Below are 16445 nucleotides of genomic sequence, written 5' to 3'. Positions count from 1 at the left end.
ACCTTAGGGTATTAACCAATATTTTGTTATATCAGTATTTGATGATATGACTGGCGCAAACGAGCGCGGTCAAGGGTGGCTATCTACTTATTAAGCCCGCAATAGCCACTACTACTTTCGAGGGCGTGCCTGCGAACAGTGTCGGCGGATGCGCGGCTTGAACCGGCGCAGGCAATTGCGTGAATACGACCTTCGCAAGCTCCGCCCGGAGGCAGTGACAGTCTTCGCGAAATTTCACGGTGGCAGGATTTGTGCGTTGCCGCACGAACCCGGATCTGTACCGGTAACTCGGCCCGTCCGTCGACGATTCTCCCTGACAGAGGGAGCGGGCCGAGCCGCGCCTTCGGCGTCCGCACGTGGGACGCCGAGATCGACAGGGCGCGCGGGCATGGCCGGCGTCGCCCGAGGAGGCCGTGATGAAGATCCTGATTGCCGCCACGCCGCTCACCGGCCACGTGAACCCGCTGCTCGCCATCGGCCGCGCCGCCGCCGCCCGGGGCGACACCGTGCGGGTGCTGACCGACCCGGCCTTCCGGGCGAAGGTCGAGGCGGCAGGCCTGGGCTTCGCGCCCTACGCGGACAACGATTCCGCCAGCTTCCTGGAGACGACGCTGCCCGCCGGTCCGGAGCGGTTCCGGAGCGAATTCCAGCGGCGCTTCATCGATCCCATGCCGGTCCAGACGGCCGCCCTGCGGGCCCTGATCGCCGAGGATGCGCCGGACGTGATCGTAGCCGGCAGCATGTTCCTCGGCGTGCTGCCGCTGCTCCTCGACAGGGCGCCGCGCCCGCCGATCGTCACCGCCAACATCAGTTTCCTGTTCCTCGAGCGGCCCGACCACGCTCCGATCGGCCTGGGCCTGCCGCCCGCCCGCGACCCGTCCGAACTCGCCCGCTACGCCGCCCTGAAGGCGGGCATGGATGCCGCCTTCGCCAATCCGGTCCGGGCCTACGCGGACGCGCAGCTCGCGCGGCTGGGCGCGGCGCCGCTGCCGGCGTCCCTGCCGCACGCGGTGGTGGTCCTGCCCGACCTGTTCCTCCAGCCGACCGTGCCGGGCTTCGAGTACGATTACGGCACGCTGCCGCCGGGCGTCCGCTTCATCGGCCTGCTCCAGCCCCCGGCCCCGCCGGCGCCCCTGCCGGATTGGTGGCCGGAGCTGGAACGGGCCAACGCCGACGGCAAGCCCGTGGTGCTGGTCACCCAGGGCACCCTCGCCAACGCCGATTTCGGCGCGCTGGTCGAGCCGACCCTGGCCGCCCTCGCCGACCGGGACGACCTTCTGGTCCTCGCCACCACGGGCGGCCGCCCGGTCGAGGCGCTGCGCGGGCCGATCCCGGCCAACACGCGGGTCGCGCGGTTCCTGCCGTTCCGGGAGCTGCTGCCGCGGGTGAGCGTGCTCGTCACGAATGGCGGCTACGGCAGCGTCTCGCAGGCGCTCTCGAATGGCGTGCCGATCGTCTCGGCCGGCCTGACCGAGGACAAGGCGGAGGTGAACGCCCGGATCGGCTGGTCGGGCGTCGGCCTCAACCTCGCCACCAACACGCCGGGGGTCGAAGCCCTGCGGGACGCCGTGGCGCGGGTGCTCGGCGAGCCGGGCTTCCGGCAGCGGGCCATGGCCCTGCAGGAAGCCTTCGCGGCGCGGGACGCCATGGCCGGCATCCTGGGGGCGATCGACGCGCTGGTCCGCACCGGCCCGGCACACAACAGCGGCACGGCTGTCCCGATGGCGAGGTCGGCGTGAAGCCGGCGACCGATCATCCGGCGCTGCGGGTCGTGGTCGACCTCAACCGTTGCCAGGGCTACGCCCAATGCTGCTACGCGGCCCCGGACGCCTTCGCGATCCGGGGCCACGAGATCCTGTTCTACGATCCGGCCCCGCCGGCCGAGCGGCGTGGCGCGATCGAGCGCGCCGTCCAGGCCTGCCCGGTTCGCGCCATCAGCCTGCAAGCCGGGCCGGATGACGGAGATCTGCCGTGACCGCCGAGCCCGCCGGTATCGTGGTGATCGGCGCCTCGCTGGCGGGCCTGCGCGCCGCCGAGGCCCTGCGGCACGGCTCCTATGACGGGCCGCTGACCCTGGTGGGAGCCGAGCCGTATCGGCCCTACGATCGTCCGCCCCTGTCGAAGCACGTGCTCGCCGGAGAGCTGAGGCCGGAGGCGACCCGGCTGCCGGAGCGCACGCGCCTGCGCGCCCGCTGGCGGCTGGGGAACGCGGCCGTGTCCCTCGATCGGAAGGCCCGCACGCTCCGCCTCGCGGACGGTACGGAGCTGGCTTATCAAAAATTGCTGATCGCCACCGGGGCCGATTCCCGTCCCTGGCCGGTCGAGACCGGCGGCGGGCTCGCCGGCATCCACACCCTGCGCGGCCGTGACGACGCCGCGTCCCTCCGGGCGGACCTCCTGGCCGGGCCCCGCCGAGTCCTCATCGTCGGGGGCGGGCTGATCGGCTGCGAGGCGGCCTCCTGCCTGCGCGACCTCGGCCTGCCGGTGACCCTGGTCGATCCCAACCCCGCCCCGTTGGCCCGGTCTCTCGGAACCTGGGTCGGCGGCGTGATCGCCGCGCGCCTGCGCGAGTCCGGTGCGGTGTTCCGCCCCGGCGCCCAGGTACTGCGATTCGAGGGCGACGCGGCCGGCCGGGTCGCCCGGGCCCGCCTCGCGGACGGCGGCACCGTGGAGGCCGACCTCGTGATCGCCGCTCTGGGCGCGACCCGCGCCACCGGCTGGCTCCGGGGCGCCGGCCTGACGGCGGATCCCGGCGGCGTCACCTGCGACGCGGCCTGCCGGGTCCTGGACACGGACGGAGTGCCCTGCCCCGACATCTACGCGGCCGGTGACGTAGCCCGTTGGCCGATCCGGCTCTACGGCGACCGGCTGGTCTCGGTGGAGCATTGGGGCAACGCCGTCGAGCAGGCGGCCCACGCCGCCCGCAACATGCTGGCCGCCCCGGACGACCAGCGCGCCTACGTGCATCTTCCGGCCTATTGGTCCAGCCAGTTCGGGATCAACATCAAGGCCGTGGGTCTCACCGAGGGCGCCGACGCCGTCGCGGTGGTGCAGGGAACGCGCGCGTCCCGGCGCTTCCTCGCGGTCTACGGCCGGGCCGGGCGCAGCATCGCGGCGGTCTCGTTCGACCAGGCCCGGTGGCTGCCCGCCTATGCCGAGGCGATCGAGGCGGGCGCCGCCTTCCCCCCGATCCTCGACGCCACGGACCAGCCCCGGATCGAGACCGCAGCGCCGGGCTTCCCGCCGGCGCGTCCTTCCGCCGAGGCCGCCCATGGCTGACCCGATGTCCGACGAGGCCCTGTTCGCCGCCGTGACGGACCCGGCCAACCGGGCCGATCCCTACCCGCTCTATGCGCGGCTGCGGCAGCGCCCGGTCTGGCGCCAGCCAGACGGCAGCTATGTGGTGACCGGCCACGCGGCGATCCGCGGGCTGATCTTCGATCCGCGCCTCAGCTCGGAGGACCTGCCGCCACCCCGCCGGCCGCGCACCGGCAACCCGCTCAAGGACCTCATCCTCAACCCGATCAAGAACCGCATCACCGCCACCCACCGGCCGCTGATCTTCCGCGACCCGCCGGACCACGACCGCCTCCGCAGTCTGGTCATGCGCGAGTTCTCCATCACCCGGGTGCTCGGCCTGCGCGACCGGATCGCCCGCGAGGTCGATCAGCTCATCGACGCCTGCCGGGGGCGCTCCGAGATCTGCCTGGTGAGCGACCTGTCGTACCCGTTGCCCGTCACGGTGATCTGCGAACTCCTCGGCGTCCCCGCGGCGGACGAGCCGCGCTTCCAGGTCTGGGCGACGCAGCTCGCCACCGCGGTGGAGCCGGATGCCCACCACGATGCGGAAACCCGCCGTCAGATCGTCGGGGCCTTCGACGCGATCGCCGCCTACATGCGCGCCCTCATCCGCGAGAAGCGCCGACGTCCGGCCGACGACATGCTCAGCGGGCTGGCCGCCCCCGGTCCGGATGGCCGGAAGCAGCTCAGCGACTTCGACCTGATCGCCACCGCGGTCCTGCTCCTGGTCGCGGGCCACGAGACCACCGTGAACCTCATCACCAACGCGATGCTCACCCTGCTGCGCCACCCGGGGGAACTCGAACGCCTGCGCGCCGACCCGGAGCGGGCGCCGCAGGTGATCGAGGAGGTGCTCCGCTACGAGCCGCCGGTGCATTTTCGAACCCGCAAGGCGTTGGGTTCGATCACGATCGCCGGCGAGACGATCCCGAAGGGGGCCCCGGTGATCCTGCTGTTCGCCGCGGGGAACCGCGACCCGGAACGGTTCTCCGACCCCGACCGGTTCGATTCGGACCGAGCGGACATTCAACATTTCGGCTTCGGCGGCGGCCTGCACTACTGCATCGGCGCGCCGCTCGCCCGGATCGAGGCCGAGATCGCCCTGGTGGCGTTGAGCCGCCGCCTCGTGGCACCCCGCCTGCTGCGCGACCCGCCGCCCTACCGGCCTGGCGCGTCGCTGCGCGGGCCGGAGCAGCTCGGGATCGGGATCGACGGGATCATTTGAGCGCCCGTCGCCGCGGCTGGATCGCGAATGGGTTACGAAACGGGAAACGCCGGAATGTTTCCCGTGAAACATTCACAGGCTCCACACCCGATCGGCGCCCGGACGGAGGAGCCGTCGATCCCGTGCGATCAGCGCCGCACCGGGACCGGACCGTTCATGCCGGGCCAGTCGGAGTAGCCGTTGGTGCCACCGCCGTACCAGTAGGCCTTGGGCGCCTCGGCCAGGGGTGCGCCGCTGGCGAGGCGATCGACGAGGTCGGGGTTCGCGATGTAGGGCCGGCCGAAGCTGAACAGGTCGGCCCGGCCTTCGGCCAACTCGGTCTCCGCGAGATCGAGGGTCAGCTGGTTGTTGCCGATATAGGCGCCCTTGAACCGGCGGCGGAGGTCGAGGAAGTCGATCCCGTCCGGAACATCGCGGGTCTGCTGGGTCACGCCCTCGATCGTGTGGACGTAGAGCAGCCCGAAGCCGTTCAGCGCGTCGACATAGGCGCCGTAGGTGGCATGCGGATCGGAATCGAGCGGCGTCTCGCCGGGCTGCGTGGTGGCGGGCGAGAGCCGGATGCCGACGCGGGCGCCGCCGCCCCAGACCTCGGTGACCGCCCGGACCACCTCCAGGGGAAAGCGCAGGCGGTGCTCGATCGACCCGCCGTACCGGTCGGTCCGCTTGTTGGTGGAATCGCGGACGAACTGCTCCAGCAGGTAATTGTTGGCCGAGTGGATCTCGACGCCGTCGAAGCCGGCCCGCTTGGCGTTCTCCGCGGCCCGTCGGTAATCGGCGACGATCCCGGGGATCTCGTCGGTCTCCAGCGCCCGCGGCGTCTCGTGGGGCTTCATGCCGTCCTCGGTGAACGCGGTCCCCTCGGGCTTGATCGCGGAGGCCGAGACCGGCAATGCGCCGCCCGGCTGCAGGTCGGGATGGGAGATCCGGCCGGTGTGCCAAAGCTGCAGGAAGATCCGCCCGTCATTGGCGTGGATCGTCCTTACGATCCGCGACCAGCTCTCGACCTGCGCGTCGGACCAGATCCCCGGCGTGTAGGCGTAGCCGACGCCCTGCGGTGAGATGTTGGTCGCCTCGGAGATGATCAGCCCGGCATTCGCGCGCTGCCCGTAATAATCGGCGGCAAAATCCGGCGGCACGCCCTCGTTGTTGGAGCGGCTGCGGGTCAGCGGTGCCATCACCACCCGGTTCTTGAGCGTCAGGTCGCCGATGGTGACGGGTTGAAGGATCGGGCTGTTCGGCATGGGGCCTCGCACACGGCATCGCGCAAGGACGATGGCCGGAACGGCTCGCCCAGGCTCGGAAGGGATGGCCGATAACCCGTCGAGGCCCGTCCGGGGTTCCACGGTCGCACCAGGATCGATCGAATCGGCCGCGATCGCGGGTCGGCGGCATGGGATGCTTCGGGAACCGGATTCCGGAGGCCGCCTCGCGCTCGCTGGCGGCACGGCCCTGCGCGTCACCGCAGCGGAACTTGACCGTACGGCCGGGCGCTTGCCCTGGCGAGGCCGCACAGCGCGGCCGTATTTCCCCGATCTGGAGAACCGTCCCGATGAAGGCACTCTGCTGGCACGGCAAGAACGATATCCGCTGCGACACGGTGCCGGACCCGGTGATCGAGGATGCCCGCGACGTCATCATCAAGGTGACGAGCTGCGCGATCTGCGGCTCGGATCTCCACCTGATGGACGGCCAGATGCCGACCATGAAGTCCGGCGACGTGCTGGGCCACGAGTTCATGGGCGAGGTCGTCGAGGTCGGCCAGGGCTTCATTAAGTTCAGGAAGGGCGACCGCATCGTCGTGCCGTTCAACATCAATTGCGGCGCCTGCCGCCAGTGCAAGCTCGGCAACTGGTCGGTCTGCGAACGCTCGAACCGCAACGGCGAGATGGCGGCCGCGCAGTTCGGCTACCCGACCGCGGGCCTGTTCGGATACTCGCACCTCACCGGCGGCTATGCCGGCGGGCAGGCCGAGTACGTGCGCGTGCCCATGGCGGACGTGGCGCCCATGAAGGTGCCGGACGGCATGGACGACGAGTCGGTCCTGTTCCTCACCGACATCCTGCCCACCGGCTGGCAGGGCGCCGAGCATTGCGAGATCCAGGGCGGCGAGACCATCGCGATCTGGGGCGCGGGGCCGGTCGGCCTGTTCGCGATCCAGTCGGCCAAGATCATGGGGGCCGGGCGCATCATCGCCATCGACACGGTGCCCGAGCGCCTCGCCCTCGCGAAGAAATCCGGCGCCACCGACGTCATCGACTTCATGAACGAGGACGTGTTCGAGCGGATCCAGGAGATCAGCAAGGGTCAGGGCGCGGACGGCGTCATCGACTGCGTCGGCATGGAGGCGAGCGCGGGCCATGGCGGCCTCACCGGCGTGCTCTCGACCCTCCAGGAAAAGCTGACCTCCACGGAGCGGCCCTACGCGCTGGCCGAGGCGATCAAGGCGGTGCGCCCCTGCGGCATCGTCTCGGTGCCGGGCGTCTACGGCGGGCCGGTGCCGGTCAATATGGGCTCGATCGTGCAGAAGGGCCTGACCCTCAAGAGCGGCCAGACCCACGTGAAGCGCTACTTGGAGACGCTGACCAAGCTGATCCAAGAGGGCAAGTTCGACATGACGTCGATGATCACCCACCGGTCCACGAACCTCGCCGACGGCCCGGACCTGTACAAGACCTTCCGCGACAAGAAGGACGGCTGCGTGAAGGTGGTGTTCCACCCGAACTGACCCGCGCGCGGCGCGTTCCCCGCCATCGAGACGGCCCCGGTCTTCAGGGACCGGGGCTTCGACTGCCGATGCTTCTCAGGACCGATCCCGTATGACGATGCCGGCCGCCCACACCCTTCTGCCCCTCCTTCTCTGCACCCTCGCCGGCCCGGCCCTGGCGCAGGAGCCCGTGGCCGCCACCTCGCCGCCGCCGGCCGGCTCGACCGCGCTGACGCAGGTCGCGCACTTCCAGCATCAGGTCACCGGCGTGACGGTGGCGCAGGACGGCCGGATCTTCGTGAACTTCCCGCGCTGGACCGAGGATTCGCCGGTCTCGGTGGCGGAGATCAAGGACGGCAAGCCCGTCCCGTATCCCGATGAGGCGTGGAATTCATGGCGCAACGCCCGCAAGGGCGAGATCGACCCGAAAACCCACTTCGTCTGCGTGCAGAGCGTGGTCGCCGACCGGCAGGGCCGGCTCTGGGTCGTCGATGCCGCCGCCCCCGCGATGGCGGCCGTGGTCAAGGATGGCCCGAAGCTCGTGGCGATCGACCTGAAGACCAACACGGTCGCCAAGACGATCGCGTTCGACGAGACGGTGGCCCCGCAGGGCTCCTACCTGAACGACGTGCGGATCTCGCCCGACGGCAAGACCGCCTACCTCACCGATTCCGGTGCCGAGGGCGCCCTGGTGGTGGTCGACATCGACTCCGGGAAGGCCAAGCGGCTGCTCGCGGGCGTGTCCGCGACCATGCCCGATCCGGCCGTGACCGTGACGTATGACGGCAAGCCCCTGCGGCGGCCGGACGGGCGCGGCGTCGAGTTCTCGGCCGACGGCATCGCCCTCTCACCGGACGGCAAGACGCTGTACTGGCAGGCGATCAAGGGCAAGACCCTGTACAGCCTGCCGACCGACGCGCTGACCGGCTGGGTTACGGCATCGCTGGTGCCGGAGATGCTGGCCGACAAGACCCTCGCCGGCAAGGTCGTCACCGTGGGGGAGAACGGGCCGGCCGACGGTCTGCTGATCGATCGCGACGGCAGCCGCATGTACGTGACGTCGCCGCAGGACGATTCCATCAAGGTCCGCGACCTCGCGTCCAAGGCGTCCGGGGTGACCACGCTGATCCAGGATCCGCGCCTGCGCTGGCCGGACACGTTCAGTCAGGGACCGGACGGGACGGTCTACGTCACGACCTCGCACATCCAGGATTCCGCCTTCTACAAGGAGGGCGCCCCGATCGCGCTACCGACGGAGTTGTGGAGCTTCAAGCCGACGGCGTCCCCGCGCTGAGTCGGCAACGCGTCTGACACCTCCGGCTGACGCAACCGGCCGGAGGTCCCGACGCCTTTCGGCGCCGGCCAGCAAGCGCATCACCCAAAGCAAGAAAGGACCGATCGCGCCGAATTGCCGGTCCGTCCGGGGCATGATCCACACACCAGAAACAGACCCGTCAGCATAAACCTGCGCGCCTCGGCATGCCGCGCGGGGCCGTCGCTTATAAAATCATCGATGGTCGAATTTCGGCGGTCCATCTATTCAAGATAAAAATTGTTTTCATCTTGTGAAACAAGACTGATTTTATCAGCCATAAGAGCACAAAAAATCAATTGCCTCAGGATTAAAATCTGATATTAACGCTCCGTTCATGAAATATTACATACCTAATCGACCTATTTCCTTGTTCGGAATTTTCCGAATCGTATCACAGCCGTCGAGATCTCGTAACAGGGACGATGCGTGCAAGGGCCGTACTGTTCGATAAGGATCTCCGCTCGAAAGTAGAGGCCTTGGACCGGTCTCAGGCCGTCATCGAGTTCGCGCTCGACGGCACGATCCTGGCGGCCAACACGAACTTCCTCGACGCAGTCGGCTACCGGCTCGACGAAGTTCGCGGCCAGTCCCACGCGATGCTGGTCGCCCCGGCCTTCCGGGAGACCGAGGCCTACCGCGCGTTCTGGGCGGCGCTCAGGCGCGGCGAGTTCCAGGCTGGCGAGTTCAAGCGCATCGGCAAGGACGGTCGCGAGATCTGGCTGCAGGCGACCTACAATCCGATCCTCGACCGACGCGGCAAGCCGATCAAGGTCGTCCTGCCCCGCAAGCCGGCAGCCGCCGTTCGGGACGGCAGTCTAGGCGGTCGTGCGGCCCGACAGCTTGGTCGCGACCTCCCGCCCCGCGCCATCAGGCGTGAATCCAAGGCCAGAATCAGCGTCGTCGATAGCGTAGGCGCCGTCTGCAGGGCCCGACGGGCGGCCATCGTCGCTCGAACCGCCCTTGCACCAGGACGATCCGGCACGCACCGCCGACCGGCGCCGTCCGGAACATCGTGTGCACGGGGCCGTCCTCCCGGTGAAGCCCCTGGATCGGCTCGATGAAGGCCGTGCGATCCTCCGGATGCCCGAACGCGGCGCCCTGCGCGAGCGGCAGACCTGCGGCACACCCCACGGCGGGAAGGCCCAGGATGCGGGCGGCCCGACGGGAATACCGCAGGCGATAGCCCGCGTAGCGCCAGAGACCCGCCTGTGCCGCCTACAGGGGTGTCCGTCCGACCACGCGCCTGGTCTGCGTGGGCGCATCTGGCGGCAGATCCGGCAGTTGCGGCATGGTACGTTCCGCGGAATGGGCCCGCGGTTCCGGCTGCGCAATGTACCGCCGAACAATCGCTCAGCGAACGATCCTGATCCATATCAGTTTTCGCTCACGTGGTCCGGTTCCTGTATTTGCTCACACCCAGCTGGCGACAGGGTCCGTCACGAAGCTGCGCCGATCATTTCACCGCCGTCCGAACCGGCCGAGATCTCCCAGAGCCCCAGCCAGCCCTCATGTGCAACCTCTACAGCCTGCGCACCGGCCCCGCCGGGTTGCGCCGCGCCTTCGAAACCACCAGCGACCGCACCGGCAACCTGCCGCCGCTGCCCGCGATCTTCCCCGACCAGATGGCCCCGGTGGTCTGGAACGGCGCGGAGGGCCGGGAACTCGCCCTGATGCGCTGGGGCATTCCCGGCCCCAAGGCCTTCGGCGAGCATCCCGTCACCAACGTCCGCAACGCCGCGAGCCCGCACTGGCGGCCCTGGCTGGGCCCGGCCCATCGCTGCCTGGTGCCGGCCAACGCCTTCAGCGAGTACGCCGACACGAAGCCGCGCAAGATCCCGGTCTGGTTCGCCCGCGACGAGGACCGTCCGCTGTTCGCCTTCGCGGGGATCTGGCGGTCCTGGACCGGCGTGCGCGGGACCAAGCGGGAGAACCCGGACCGCGTCCCCGAGGAGCACCGCCTGTTCTCCTTCCTGACCACGGAGGCGAACGGGGTCGTCGGCCCGGTCCACCCGAAAGCGATGCCGGTCGTCCTCACCGAGCCGGAGGAATGGGCGGCCTGGCTGGAGGCTCCCACCGCCGAGGCGCTCAAGCTGCAGCGCCCGTTGCCGGATTCGGCCCTGCGCGAGGTGGCCCGGGGCGAGCGCTCGGACGGCGCCGCGCCGGATGCCGAGCCCGAGGCGTGACCGCGGGCGGCGGCGTTCCAATCACTGGATCGAGCCGCCGTCCGGCGTCTGCAGCAGCCGCAGGGCCTCGCCCAGCACCGCGTGCAGGTCGGCCGCGCCCTGCAGGCTGAGGGGAAGCCCGACCCGCTGACCGAGGATCGTATCGAGGACGACCATGGCGAGGTCCTCGCCCACGAGCAGGCTGGGCTTCGGCAGGCAGAGCGGCAGGACGAAATCGCCCTCCATCTCGCCGAGGACGTCGATGGCGTCGCCAGGTCGGAAGGGCTTGGTCCTGTCGTTCATCGCGGCCTGACCTCGCGGGCATGTCCGATATGACGGATGAAACGCTACGCGATCGGGAGCCCGCGGGCCAGCCTCGGGCGCGGGCGATCACCCGGAGGATGATGCGTCAGCGCTCCGCGTCCGGGAGGCGCAGCGTCCGAACTGTCAGCGTATCGATCTCCAGGGATCGCACCGTCAACGATTCCACCTTCAAGGATCCCACCTCCAGGGCCCCGACCCGGGCACGGCCGACCGACAGGCGGCCGATCGCGAACGCGCCGAGCGCCACCGCCCCCAACGCCAAAGCCCCCACCGCGAAGGCTCCAACGGCTCCCGCTCCAACGGCTCCCGCTCCAACGGCCCCTGCCCCGGGCGCGGCCGGGTCGCGGGACCGGGCAGCTCCGGCTTCGGCCGGGCGGTGCGTCATCTCCTCGGGCATCCGGGATCCTCTGGCGGCAGGCACTGAGGTATCGCCCTCCCTCCGGAGCACGGCAAGGCCGGAGCGCGTGCGGCGCCCCCGAGACGAGGCGCCCCCGTCAGTAGAGCCGCGTGCGGTAGGAATCCGCGATCTGCGCCTCGGCGTCCGCGACCCCCGAGGCCGCGGTCTGCTCGGCCAGGATGCGCCCGAGGCTTGGAAAGGTATCGCGGGCGACGTGGCGCGCCGGATCCCAGAGCTGCGCGCGCATCAGCGCCTTGCCGCAATGGAAGAACGCCTCGCGCACCCGCACGATCAGCCCGATTGTCGGCACCGTGCCTTGGGCGGCCAGCGGCTCGAGCAGGGCGTGGTCCTGCGTCACCGCGGCGGTGCCGTTCACCCGAAGGGTCTCGTCGATGCCCGGCACGAAGAAGATCACCCCGACGCCGGGGTTCTCGATGACGTTGCGGAAGCTGTCGATCCGGTTGTTGCCGCGTCGATCCGGGATCACCAGGGTTCGGGCATCGGGAACGGCCACGAAGCCCGGCGCGTCGCCCCGGGGGCTCGCGTCGGCCTGGCCGGCCGCGTCCGCGCTCGCCAGCACCAGGAACGGCGCGAGGGCGATGAACCGGCGTGCGTAATCGTCGAGGTGGTCGAGCACCTTGCCGGCGGCCAGCGGTCCGACCGCGCCGAACTGCGCGCGCAGCGCCGGAGCCTCCAGGATCGTCGACGGCTCCCGGGTTTCGGCGTCCATGAGATCCTCGTGGTAGCGGGCCGGGCCCGGCGCGATTCGCGCTTGGCCTTCAGGTGGCAGCATCGTCTCGCACGATCGCCCGGGGCTTTCCCGACGAGGCCGCGCCCCTCACGGCCAGACCCGGATCGCCACCGGGCGGCGCAGAAGGTCCCGGTCGGAGGTGATCGTGCAGCCCGCGACGCGCAGGGTCGCGTAGGTCAGCAGCGCCCCGTCGCCGACATCGTCGAAGTTGCGCCCCCGCGACCCCGGATCGAGGAGCGACGGGTAGGCGATCAGCGGCGCGGTCGCCGTGCAGGGATCGTCGTACAGGGTCGCGCCTTCGAGGAGCAGGCGCGGCGCGTCCCAGCCGAGCAGGTCGCGCGAGGTCGTCCAGTAGAAGCCGGAACGTGCGAAGGTGCCGCCGGCCTTGGCCATGAACACCGCGATCCAGGCCCCCGTGGCCCGGTGCCGGACCACCGCGCCGACCGGCCCCGGGAACGGCCCAACGGGCCGGCAGGTGGCCGGCGGCGTGACGGAGGCGCGGTACGGGTCCGGGAAGGCGGCGGTGAAGCCGGCGCCGGTCCAGGCGCGCCACCGGGTCGGATCGGCCGGATCGTCGCTGCGGAACAGGCAGACGCCGGCCGCTTGGTCGCTGCCGGGCCGGTCCCAGCCCGTGGTCGAGGCCAGGAAGTAGCGCCAGCGCCCGTCCGCCACGATGTTCGACGGGTTGAAGAAGCCCCGGTGCCGGCCCTGGTCGACCTCCTGCCGGAACGGCGCGCCGGCCACCACGGCGGGCGGGCTCCGCCGCAGGATGCTGCGCCCGCCATCCGTCGAGGCGCCGGCCGTGATCGTGTTGTACCAGCACGCCATGTAGGACCCCGCCGGGCAGCGGCCGGGATGCTCGTTGGCCTGGTACTCGTGGTGCAGCAGCGCGGCGACGCGGCTGCCGTCCTCGGTCCAGGTGGCGGTGATCCAGGACCTGTCGTCATAGGCCGCCGGGTCGGCCTTCTCGCCCGAATCGAGCACGACGGTGCAGTCGAGTTTGAGGTGGTCGAGGTCCGGCCCGCGCAGGGCGCGGTTGCGGTAATGCATCCCGAACACCGCCACCGCCCCGGCGGCGTCGCGGAACGCCCGGGCCGGCGCGTCCGGGACGTCGGCGCCGTCGCAGGCATCGCGGCCGGCCTTGAACACCACGGCGGGCGGCCCGACCAGGGTCAGGGCGGACAGGGGCGGCTCGGCGGCGGCCAGGGCCGGCCGGGGGGTGAGGAGGGCGAGCGCCAGCATCACGGCCGCACGTCCGACGCGCGACCCCTTCCCTCCCGCCTCTGCGGGGAGTGGAAGACGCGGCGCCGCACCGCCCCCCGCTCCAGCCATCCTGTACGCCGAGCCCATGGACGAAATCCGGGTGCGTCCCGGCCACGCCTGGACAAAGCACGCCAGATTCGCTTGAGAACGGTTACAGAGTACTTGCCGACCGGCTGTCGCCCGAAAGTCCTTCATGCTTCTCCTGATCCTCGGGCTCGTGCTGTTCCTCGGCACGCATGCCTTCTCCATGGTGCGCTCCCAGCGGGCCGCGATCGTCGGACGGGTCGGCGAGGGCCGGTACAAGCTCGGCTACACCGCCCTGTCGCTGCTCGGGCTGGTGCTGATCGGGGTCGGCTTTCACGATTACCGACTCAGTGGCTACATCGCGGTCTGGGATCCGCCGGTCTGGACGCGCCACCTCGCCCTGACGCTCGTCTGGCTCGCCTTCGTGTGCCTCGCCGCCGCCTACCTGCCCGGCCACATCCGGGCGAAGGCCAAGCACCCGATGCTGCTCGCGGTGAAGATCTGGGCGACCGCCCACCTGCTCGCCAACGGCGATCTCGGCTCGATCCTGCTGTTCGGCGGCTTCCTGGCCTGGGCGGTGGCGGCGCGGATCAGCGCCAAGCGTCGGGCGCTCGCCCCGGGGGCGGTCGTCGCCCAGCACGGCGGCGCCGTCGCGGCCCCGCATGGCTGGCGCAACGACATCCTGGCCGTGGTGATCGGGACGGCGGCGTGGTTCGTGTTCTCCCGCTACCTGCACTACCCGCTGATCGGCGTCTCGGTCTGGCCCGGCACGGCCTGAGGGCATCGCCGACCACACCCGCTGTCGCCAACCCGGCGCCCGTGTGTTAGGCGCGGGGTTCGAGTGTTGTGCAAGGTGGCCGGCGGACAAGCGCGGGCCGGGAAATGATGGCCGAGAGCAACGAGTTCATCCGCGAGGTCGACGAGGATTATCGCCGCGACCGGATCCTCCAGATCTGGAAGCGCTACAGCGGCGTGATCATCGCGCTCGCCGTGCTCCTGGTGGTGGGCGTGGCCGGCTGGCGCTACTGGCAGAATCAGCAGCGCGTGGCCGCTGAGACCGCCTCGGTGCAGTTCGACGAGGCCAACCGCCTCGCCCGGGACGGCAAGGTCGCGGAAGCCGACACGGTCTTCGACGCGCTGGAGCAGCAGGGCCCGGCCGGCTACCGCCTGCTCGCCCGGTTCCGCTCGGCCGCGGAAACCGCCAAGCGCGACCCGGAGGCGGGCGCGAAGGACTTCGATACGCTGGCCGGTGACAGCGGCCTCGGCGACGGCCTGCGCGACCTCGCGCGGCTGCGCGCGGCGCTGCTGCGCCTCGACAGCCCGAACCCGGACCCGGCTCTGGCCAACCTCCAGGGGCTCGCGGCCGGCACGCCGTTCCGCCACACCGCCCGTGAGATGCTCGGTCTCGCAGCCCTGAAGAAGGGCGATTTCGAGGAAGCCGGCCGCTGGTTCGACCAGCTCTCGGCCGATCCCGAGACACCCCGGAATCTGCGTGAGCGGATCGAGGTCTACGCGGCGCTCGTAGCGGGCGGCCCGGTCACAGTGACCGAGGCCAAGCCCGAGGTCGCCGCCCCGCCCCCGCCGATCACGCGCTGATTTTTTTTCGTCGACCATTTCGAGACAGACCATGGATATGCCGACCGTCGCGATCGTCGGGAGGCCGAACGTCGGCAAGTCGACCCTGTTCAACCGCCTCGTGGGCAAGAAGCTCGCGCTCGTGGACGACCGGCCGGGCGTGACCCGCGACCGGCGCGAGGGCGATGTCGCGTTCGGCGGACTCCACTTCCGGGTGATCGACACCGCCGGGCTTGAGGAATCGGACGCCGCCACCCTGACCGGCCGGATGCGGATGCAGACCGAGGCGGCGATCCTCGCCGCCGACGTGGTGCTGTTCGTGATCGACGCTCGCGCCGGCGTGCTGCCGGCCGACCAGCCCTTCGCCGAGCTGGTGCGTCGGGCCGGCTGCCCGGTCATCCTGATCGCCAACAAGGCCGAGGGCGGCACCGGGCTGGCCGGGGCCTACGAGGCCTTCACCCTCGGTCTCGGCGACCCGATTCCGTTCTCGGCCGAGCATGGCGAGGGCCTGGGCGAGCTGCACGAGACGCTCAAGGGAGTCCTGCCCAAACACGACGAGGACGACGAGGATGAGGACGCCCCCGGCGGCCGCTCCCTGAAGGTCGCCATCGTGGGCCGCCCGAATGCCGGCAAGTCCACGCTGATCAACCGCATGCTCGGCGAGGACCGGCTGCTGGTCGGCCCCGAAGCCGGCATCACCCGCGATTCGATTTCCTTGGACTGGGAATGGCGCGGGCGGAAAATCAAGCTGCACGACACGGCCGGGATGCGCCGCCGCGCCCGGATCGACGACAAATTGGAAAAGCTCGCGGTCTCGGACGGGTTGCGCGCCGTGCGCTTCGCCGAGGTGGTGGTCGTGCTGCTCGACGCCACGATCCCGTTCGAGAAGCAGGACTTGACCATCATCGACCTGGTCGAGAGCGAGGGCCGGGCCGTGGTGATCGGCCTGAACAAGTGGGACCTCGTGGCCGACCAGCCGGGCCTGCTCAAGCAGCTGCGCGAGGATTGCACCCGCCTGCTGCCGCAGGTGCGCGGCGTCGCGGTGGTGCCGCTCTCGGGGCTTGCCGGCGACGGCCTCGACAAGCTGATGCAGGCGGTGGTGCAGGCCTCGGAGGTCTGGGACAAGCGGATCTCGACCTCGCGCATCAACGACTGGCTGAACGAGGCGACCTCGCGCAACCCGCCCCCGGCGGTGTCGGGCCGGCGGATCAAGATCCGCTACGCCACCCAGGTGAAGAGCCGGCCGCCGCATTTCGCGCTGTTCGGCAACCAGCTCAACGCCCTGCCGAAATCCTACACTCGCTACCTCGTGAACGGCCTGCGCGAGGCATTCGAGCTGCCGGGCACGCCGATCCGGCTGAGCTTGCGGACCTCGCAGAACCCGTTCGACAAGGGCTGAGGCGAC

Annotated in this window: 15 protein-coding genes and 1 pseudogene; 11 read left to right on the top strand and 5 right to left on the bottom strand. The window is 70.4% G+C overall.

Going from position 1 to position 16445, the window contains the following annotated elements; genetic code table 11:
* The first annotated feature begins 416 nt into the window (after positions 1-416).
* The 4 genes from ACYQPG_RS06640 to ACYQPG_RS06625 are packed head-to-tail and all read left to right on the top strand — an operon-like array spanning position 417 to position 4525.
* A complete protein-coding gene (locus tag ACYQPG_RS06640) occupies positions 417-1739 on the top strand; it encodes a nucleotide disphospho-sugar-binding domain-containing protein (RefSeq protein WP_419829008.1) in 1323 nt (440 codons plus the stop codon).
* A 23-nt stretch (positions 1740-1762) separates the two neighbouring features.
* Positions 1763-1975: a ferredoxin gene (locus tag ACYQPG_RS06635; RefSeq protein ID WP_147857393.1), complete on the top strand. Its 213-nt coding sequence runs from the start codon at positions 1763-1765 to the stop codon at positions 1973-1975.
* Complete coding sequence (locus tag ACYQPG_RS06630) at positions 1972-3279, top strand: NAD(P)/FAD-dependent oxidoreductase (RefSeq protein ID WP_419829007.1); 1308 nt, start codon at positions 1972-1974, stop codon at positions 3277-3279. The genes ACYQPG_RS06635 and ACYQPG_RS06630 overlap by 4 nt, the downstream gene beginning before the upstream one ends.
* A 4-nt stretch (positions 3280-3283) precedes the next feature.
* A complete protein-coding gene (locus ACYQPG_RS06625) occupies positions 3284-4525 on the top strand; it encodes a cytochrome P450 (protein ID WP_461232428.1) in 1242 nt (413 codons plus the stop codon).
* Between the two features lie 128 nt (positions 4526-4653).
* On the opposite strand, the gene ACYQPG_RS06620 is transcribed toward ACYQPG_RS06625, so the two are convergent.
* Positions 4654-5766, bottom strand: coding sequence for an alkene reductase (locus tag ACYQPG_RS06620; protein WP_461230586.1), 1113 nt, complete (start codon positions 5764-5766; stop codon positions 4654-4656).
* A 308-nt stretch (positions 5767-6074) separates the two neighbouring features.
* Here ACYQPG_RS06620 and ACYQPG_RS06615 point away from each other — a divergent pair, with 308 nt between their 5' ends.
* From ACYQPG_RS06615 to ACYQPG_RS06600, 4 genes and pseudogenes are all read left to right on the top strand, one after another.
* Positions 6075-7250: a zinc-dependent alcohol dehydrogenase gene (locus ACYQPG_RS06615; RefSeq protein WP_461230585.1), complete on the top strand. Its 1176-nt coding sequence runs from the start codon at positions 6075-6077 to the stop codon at positions 7248-7250.
* 91 nt (positions 7251-7341) lie between these two features.
* On the top strand, positions 7342-8523 hold the full coding sequence (locus ACYQPG_RS06610; protein ID WP_461230584.1) for an SMP-30/gluconolactonase/LRE family protein: 1182 nt from the start codon (positions 7342-7344) through the stop codon (positions 8521-8523).
* Between the two features lie 443 nt (positions 8524-8966).
* Positions 8967-9320, top strand: a pseudogene (locus tag ACYQPG_RS06605) (PAS domain-containing protein); the annotation flags it as partial.
* Positions 9321-10052: 732 nt separating this feature from the next.
* On the top strand, positions 10053-10727 hold the full coding sequence (locus ACYQPG_RS06600) for an SOS response-associated peptidase (protein ID WP_147909660.1): 675 nt from the start codon (positions 10053-10055) through the stop codon (positions 10725-10727).
* Positions 10728-10748: 21 nt separating this feature from the next.
* On the opposite strand, the gene ACYQPG_RS06595 is transcribed toward ACYQPG_RS06600, so the two are convergent.
* The 4 genes from ACYQPG_RS06595 to ACYQPG_RS06580 form a co-directional block, all read right to left on the bottom strand.
* Complete coding sequence (locus ACYQPG_RS06595) at positions 10749-11009, bottom strand: hypothetical protein (protein WP_147939507.1); 261 nt, start codon at positions 11007-11009, stop codon at positions 10749-10751.
* Positions 11010-11115: 106 nt separating this feature from the next.
* Entirely contained in the window at positions 11116-11427 is a 312-nt protein-coding gene (locus ACYQPG_RS06590; RefSeq protein ID WP_461230583.1) for a hypothetical protein, read from the bottom strand.
* Positions 11428-11524: 97 nt separating this feature from the next.
* Positions 11525-12157, bottom strand: coding sequence for a pyridoxamine 5'-phosphate oxidase family protein (locus ACYQPG_RS06585; RefSeq protein ID WP_461230582.1), 633 nt, complete (start codon positions 12155-12157; stop codon positions 11525-11527).
* Between the two features lie 108 nt (positions 12158-12265).
* On the bottom strand, positions 12266-13420 hold the full coding sequence (locus ACYQPG_RS06580; RefSeq protein WP_461230581.1) for a hypothetical protein: 1155 nt from the start codon (positions 13418-13420) through the stop codon (positions 12266-12268).
* Positions 13421-13634: 214 nt separating this feature from the next.
* Here ACYQPG_RS06580 and ACYQPG_RS06575 point away from each other — a divergent pair, with 214 nt between their 5' ends.
* The 3 genes from ACYQPG_RS06575 (at position 13635) to der (ending at position 16439) form a co-directional block, all read left to right on the top strand.
* The gene (locus ACYQPG_RS06575) at positions 13635-14243 is read left to right on the top strand and encodes an NnrU family protein (RefSeq protein WP_147939503.1); all 609 of its coding nucleotides are present in this window, start codon (positions 13635-13637) and stop codon (positions 14241-14243) included.
* 107 nt (positions 14244-14350) lie between these two features.
* Positions 14351-15061, top strand: coding sequence for a tetratricopeptide repeat protein (locus ACYQPG_RS06570; RefSeq protein ID WP_461230580.1), 711 nt, complete (start codon positions 14351-14353; stop codon positions 15059-15061).
* A 31-nt stretch (positions 15062-15092) separates the two neighbouring features.
* A complete protein-coding gene (gene der, locus ACYQPG_RS06565; RefSeq protein WP_147939502.1) occupies positions 15093-16439 on the top strand; it encodes a ribosome biogenesis GTPase Der in 1347 nt (448 codons plus the stop codon).
* Positions 16440-16445 lie beyond the last annotated feature (6 nt).

This window comes from Methylobacterium sp. CM6246 (assembly GCF_054818005.1).
Note: the sequence above shows the minus strand (reverse complement) of the source record. Positions and strands in the feature narration are given on the sequence as shown.

Coding starts and splice junctions, on each gene's coding strand:
- der (WP_147939502.1), top strand. CDS start 15,093: ATGGATATGCCGACCGTCGCGATCGTCGGGAGGCCGAACGTCGGCAAG.
- ACYQPG_RS06600 (WP_147909660.1), top strand. CDS start 10,053: ATGTGCAACCTCTACAGCCTGCGCACCGGCCCCGCCGGGTTGCGCCGC.
- ACYQPG_RS06590 (WP_461230583.1), bottom strand. CDS start 11,427: ATGCCCGAGGAGATGACGCACCGCCCGGCCGAAGCCGGAGCTGCCCGG.
- ACYQPG_RS06620 (WP_461230586.1), bottom strand. CDS start 5,766: ATGCCGAACAGCCCGATCCTTCAACCCGTCACCATCGGCGACCTGACG.
- ACYQPG_RS06595 (WP_147939507.1), bottom strand. CDS start 11,009: ATGAACGACAGGACCAAGCCCTTCCGACCTGGCGACGCCATCGACGTC.
- ACYQPG_RS06570 (WP_461230580.1), top strand. CDS start 14,351: ATGGCCGAGAGCAACGAGTTCATCCGCGAGGTCGACGAGGATTATCGC.
- ACYQPG_RS06610 (WP_461230584.1), top strand. CDS start 7,342: ATGACGATGCCGGCCGCCCACACCCTTCTGCCCCTCCTTCTCTGCACC.
- ACYQPG_RS06625 (WP_461232428.1), top strand. CDS start 3,284: ATGTCCGACGAGGCCCTGTTCGCCGCCGTGACGGACCCGGCCAACCGG.
- ACYQPG_RS06580 (WP_461230581.1), bottom strand. CDS start 13,420: ATGCTGGCGCTCGCCCTCCTCACCCCCCGGCCGGCCCTGGCCGCCGCC.
- ACYQPG_RS06615 (WP_461230585.1), top strand. CDS start 6,075: ATGAAGGCACTCTGCTGGCACGGCAAGAACGATATCCGCTGCGACACG.
- ACYQPG_RS06575 (WP_147939503.1), top strand. CDS start 13,635: ATGCTTCTCCTGATCCTCGGGCTCGTGCTGTTCCTCGGCACGCATGCC.
- ACYQPG_RS06640 (WP_419829008.1), top strand. CDS start 417: ATGAAGATCCTGATTGCCGCCACGCCGCTCACCGGCCACGTGAACCCG.
- ACYQPG_RS06585 (WP_461230582.1), bottom strand. CDS start 12,157: ATGGACGCCGAAACCCGGGAGCCGTCGACGATCCTGGAGGCTCCGGCG.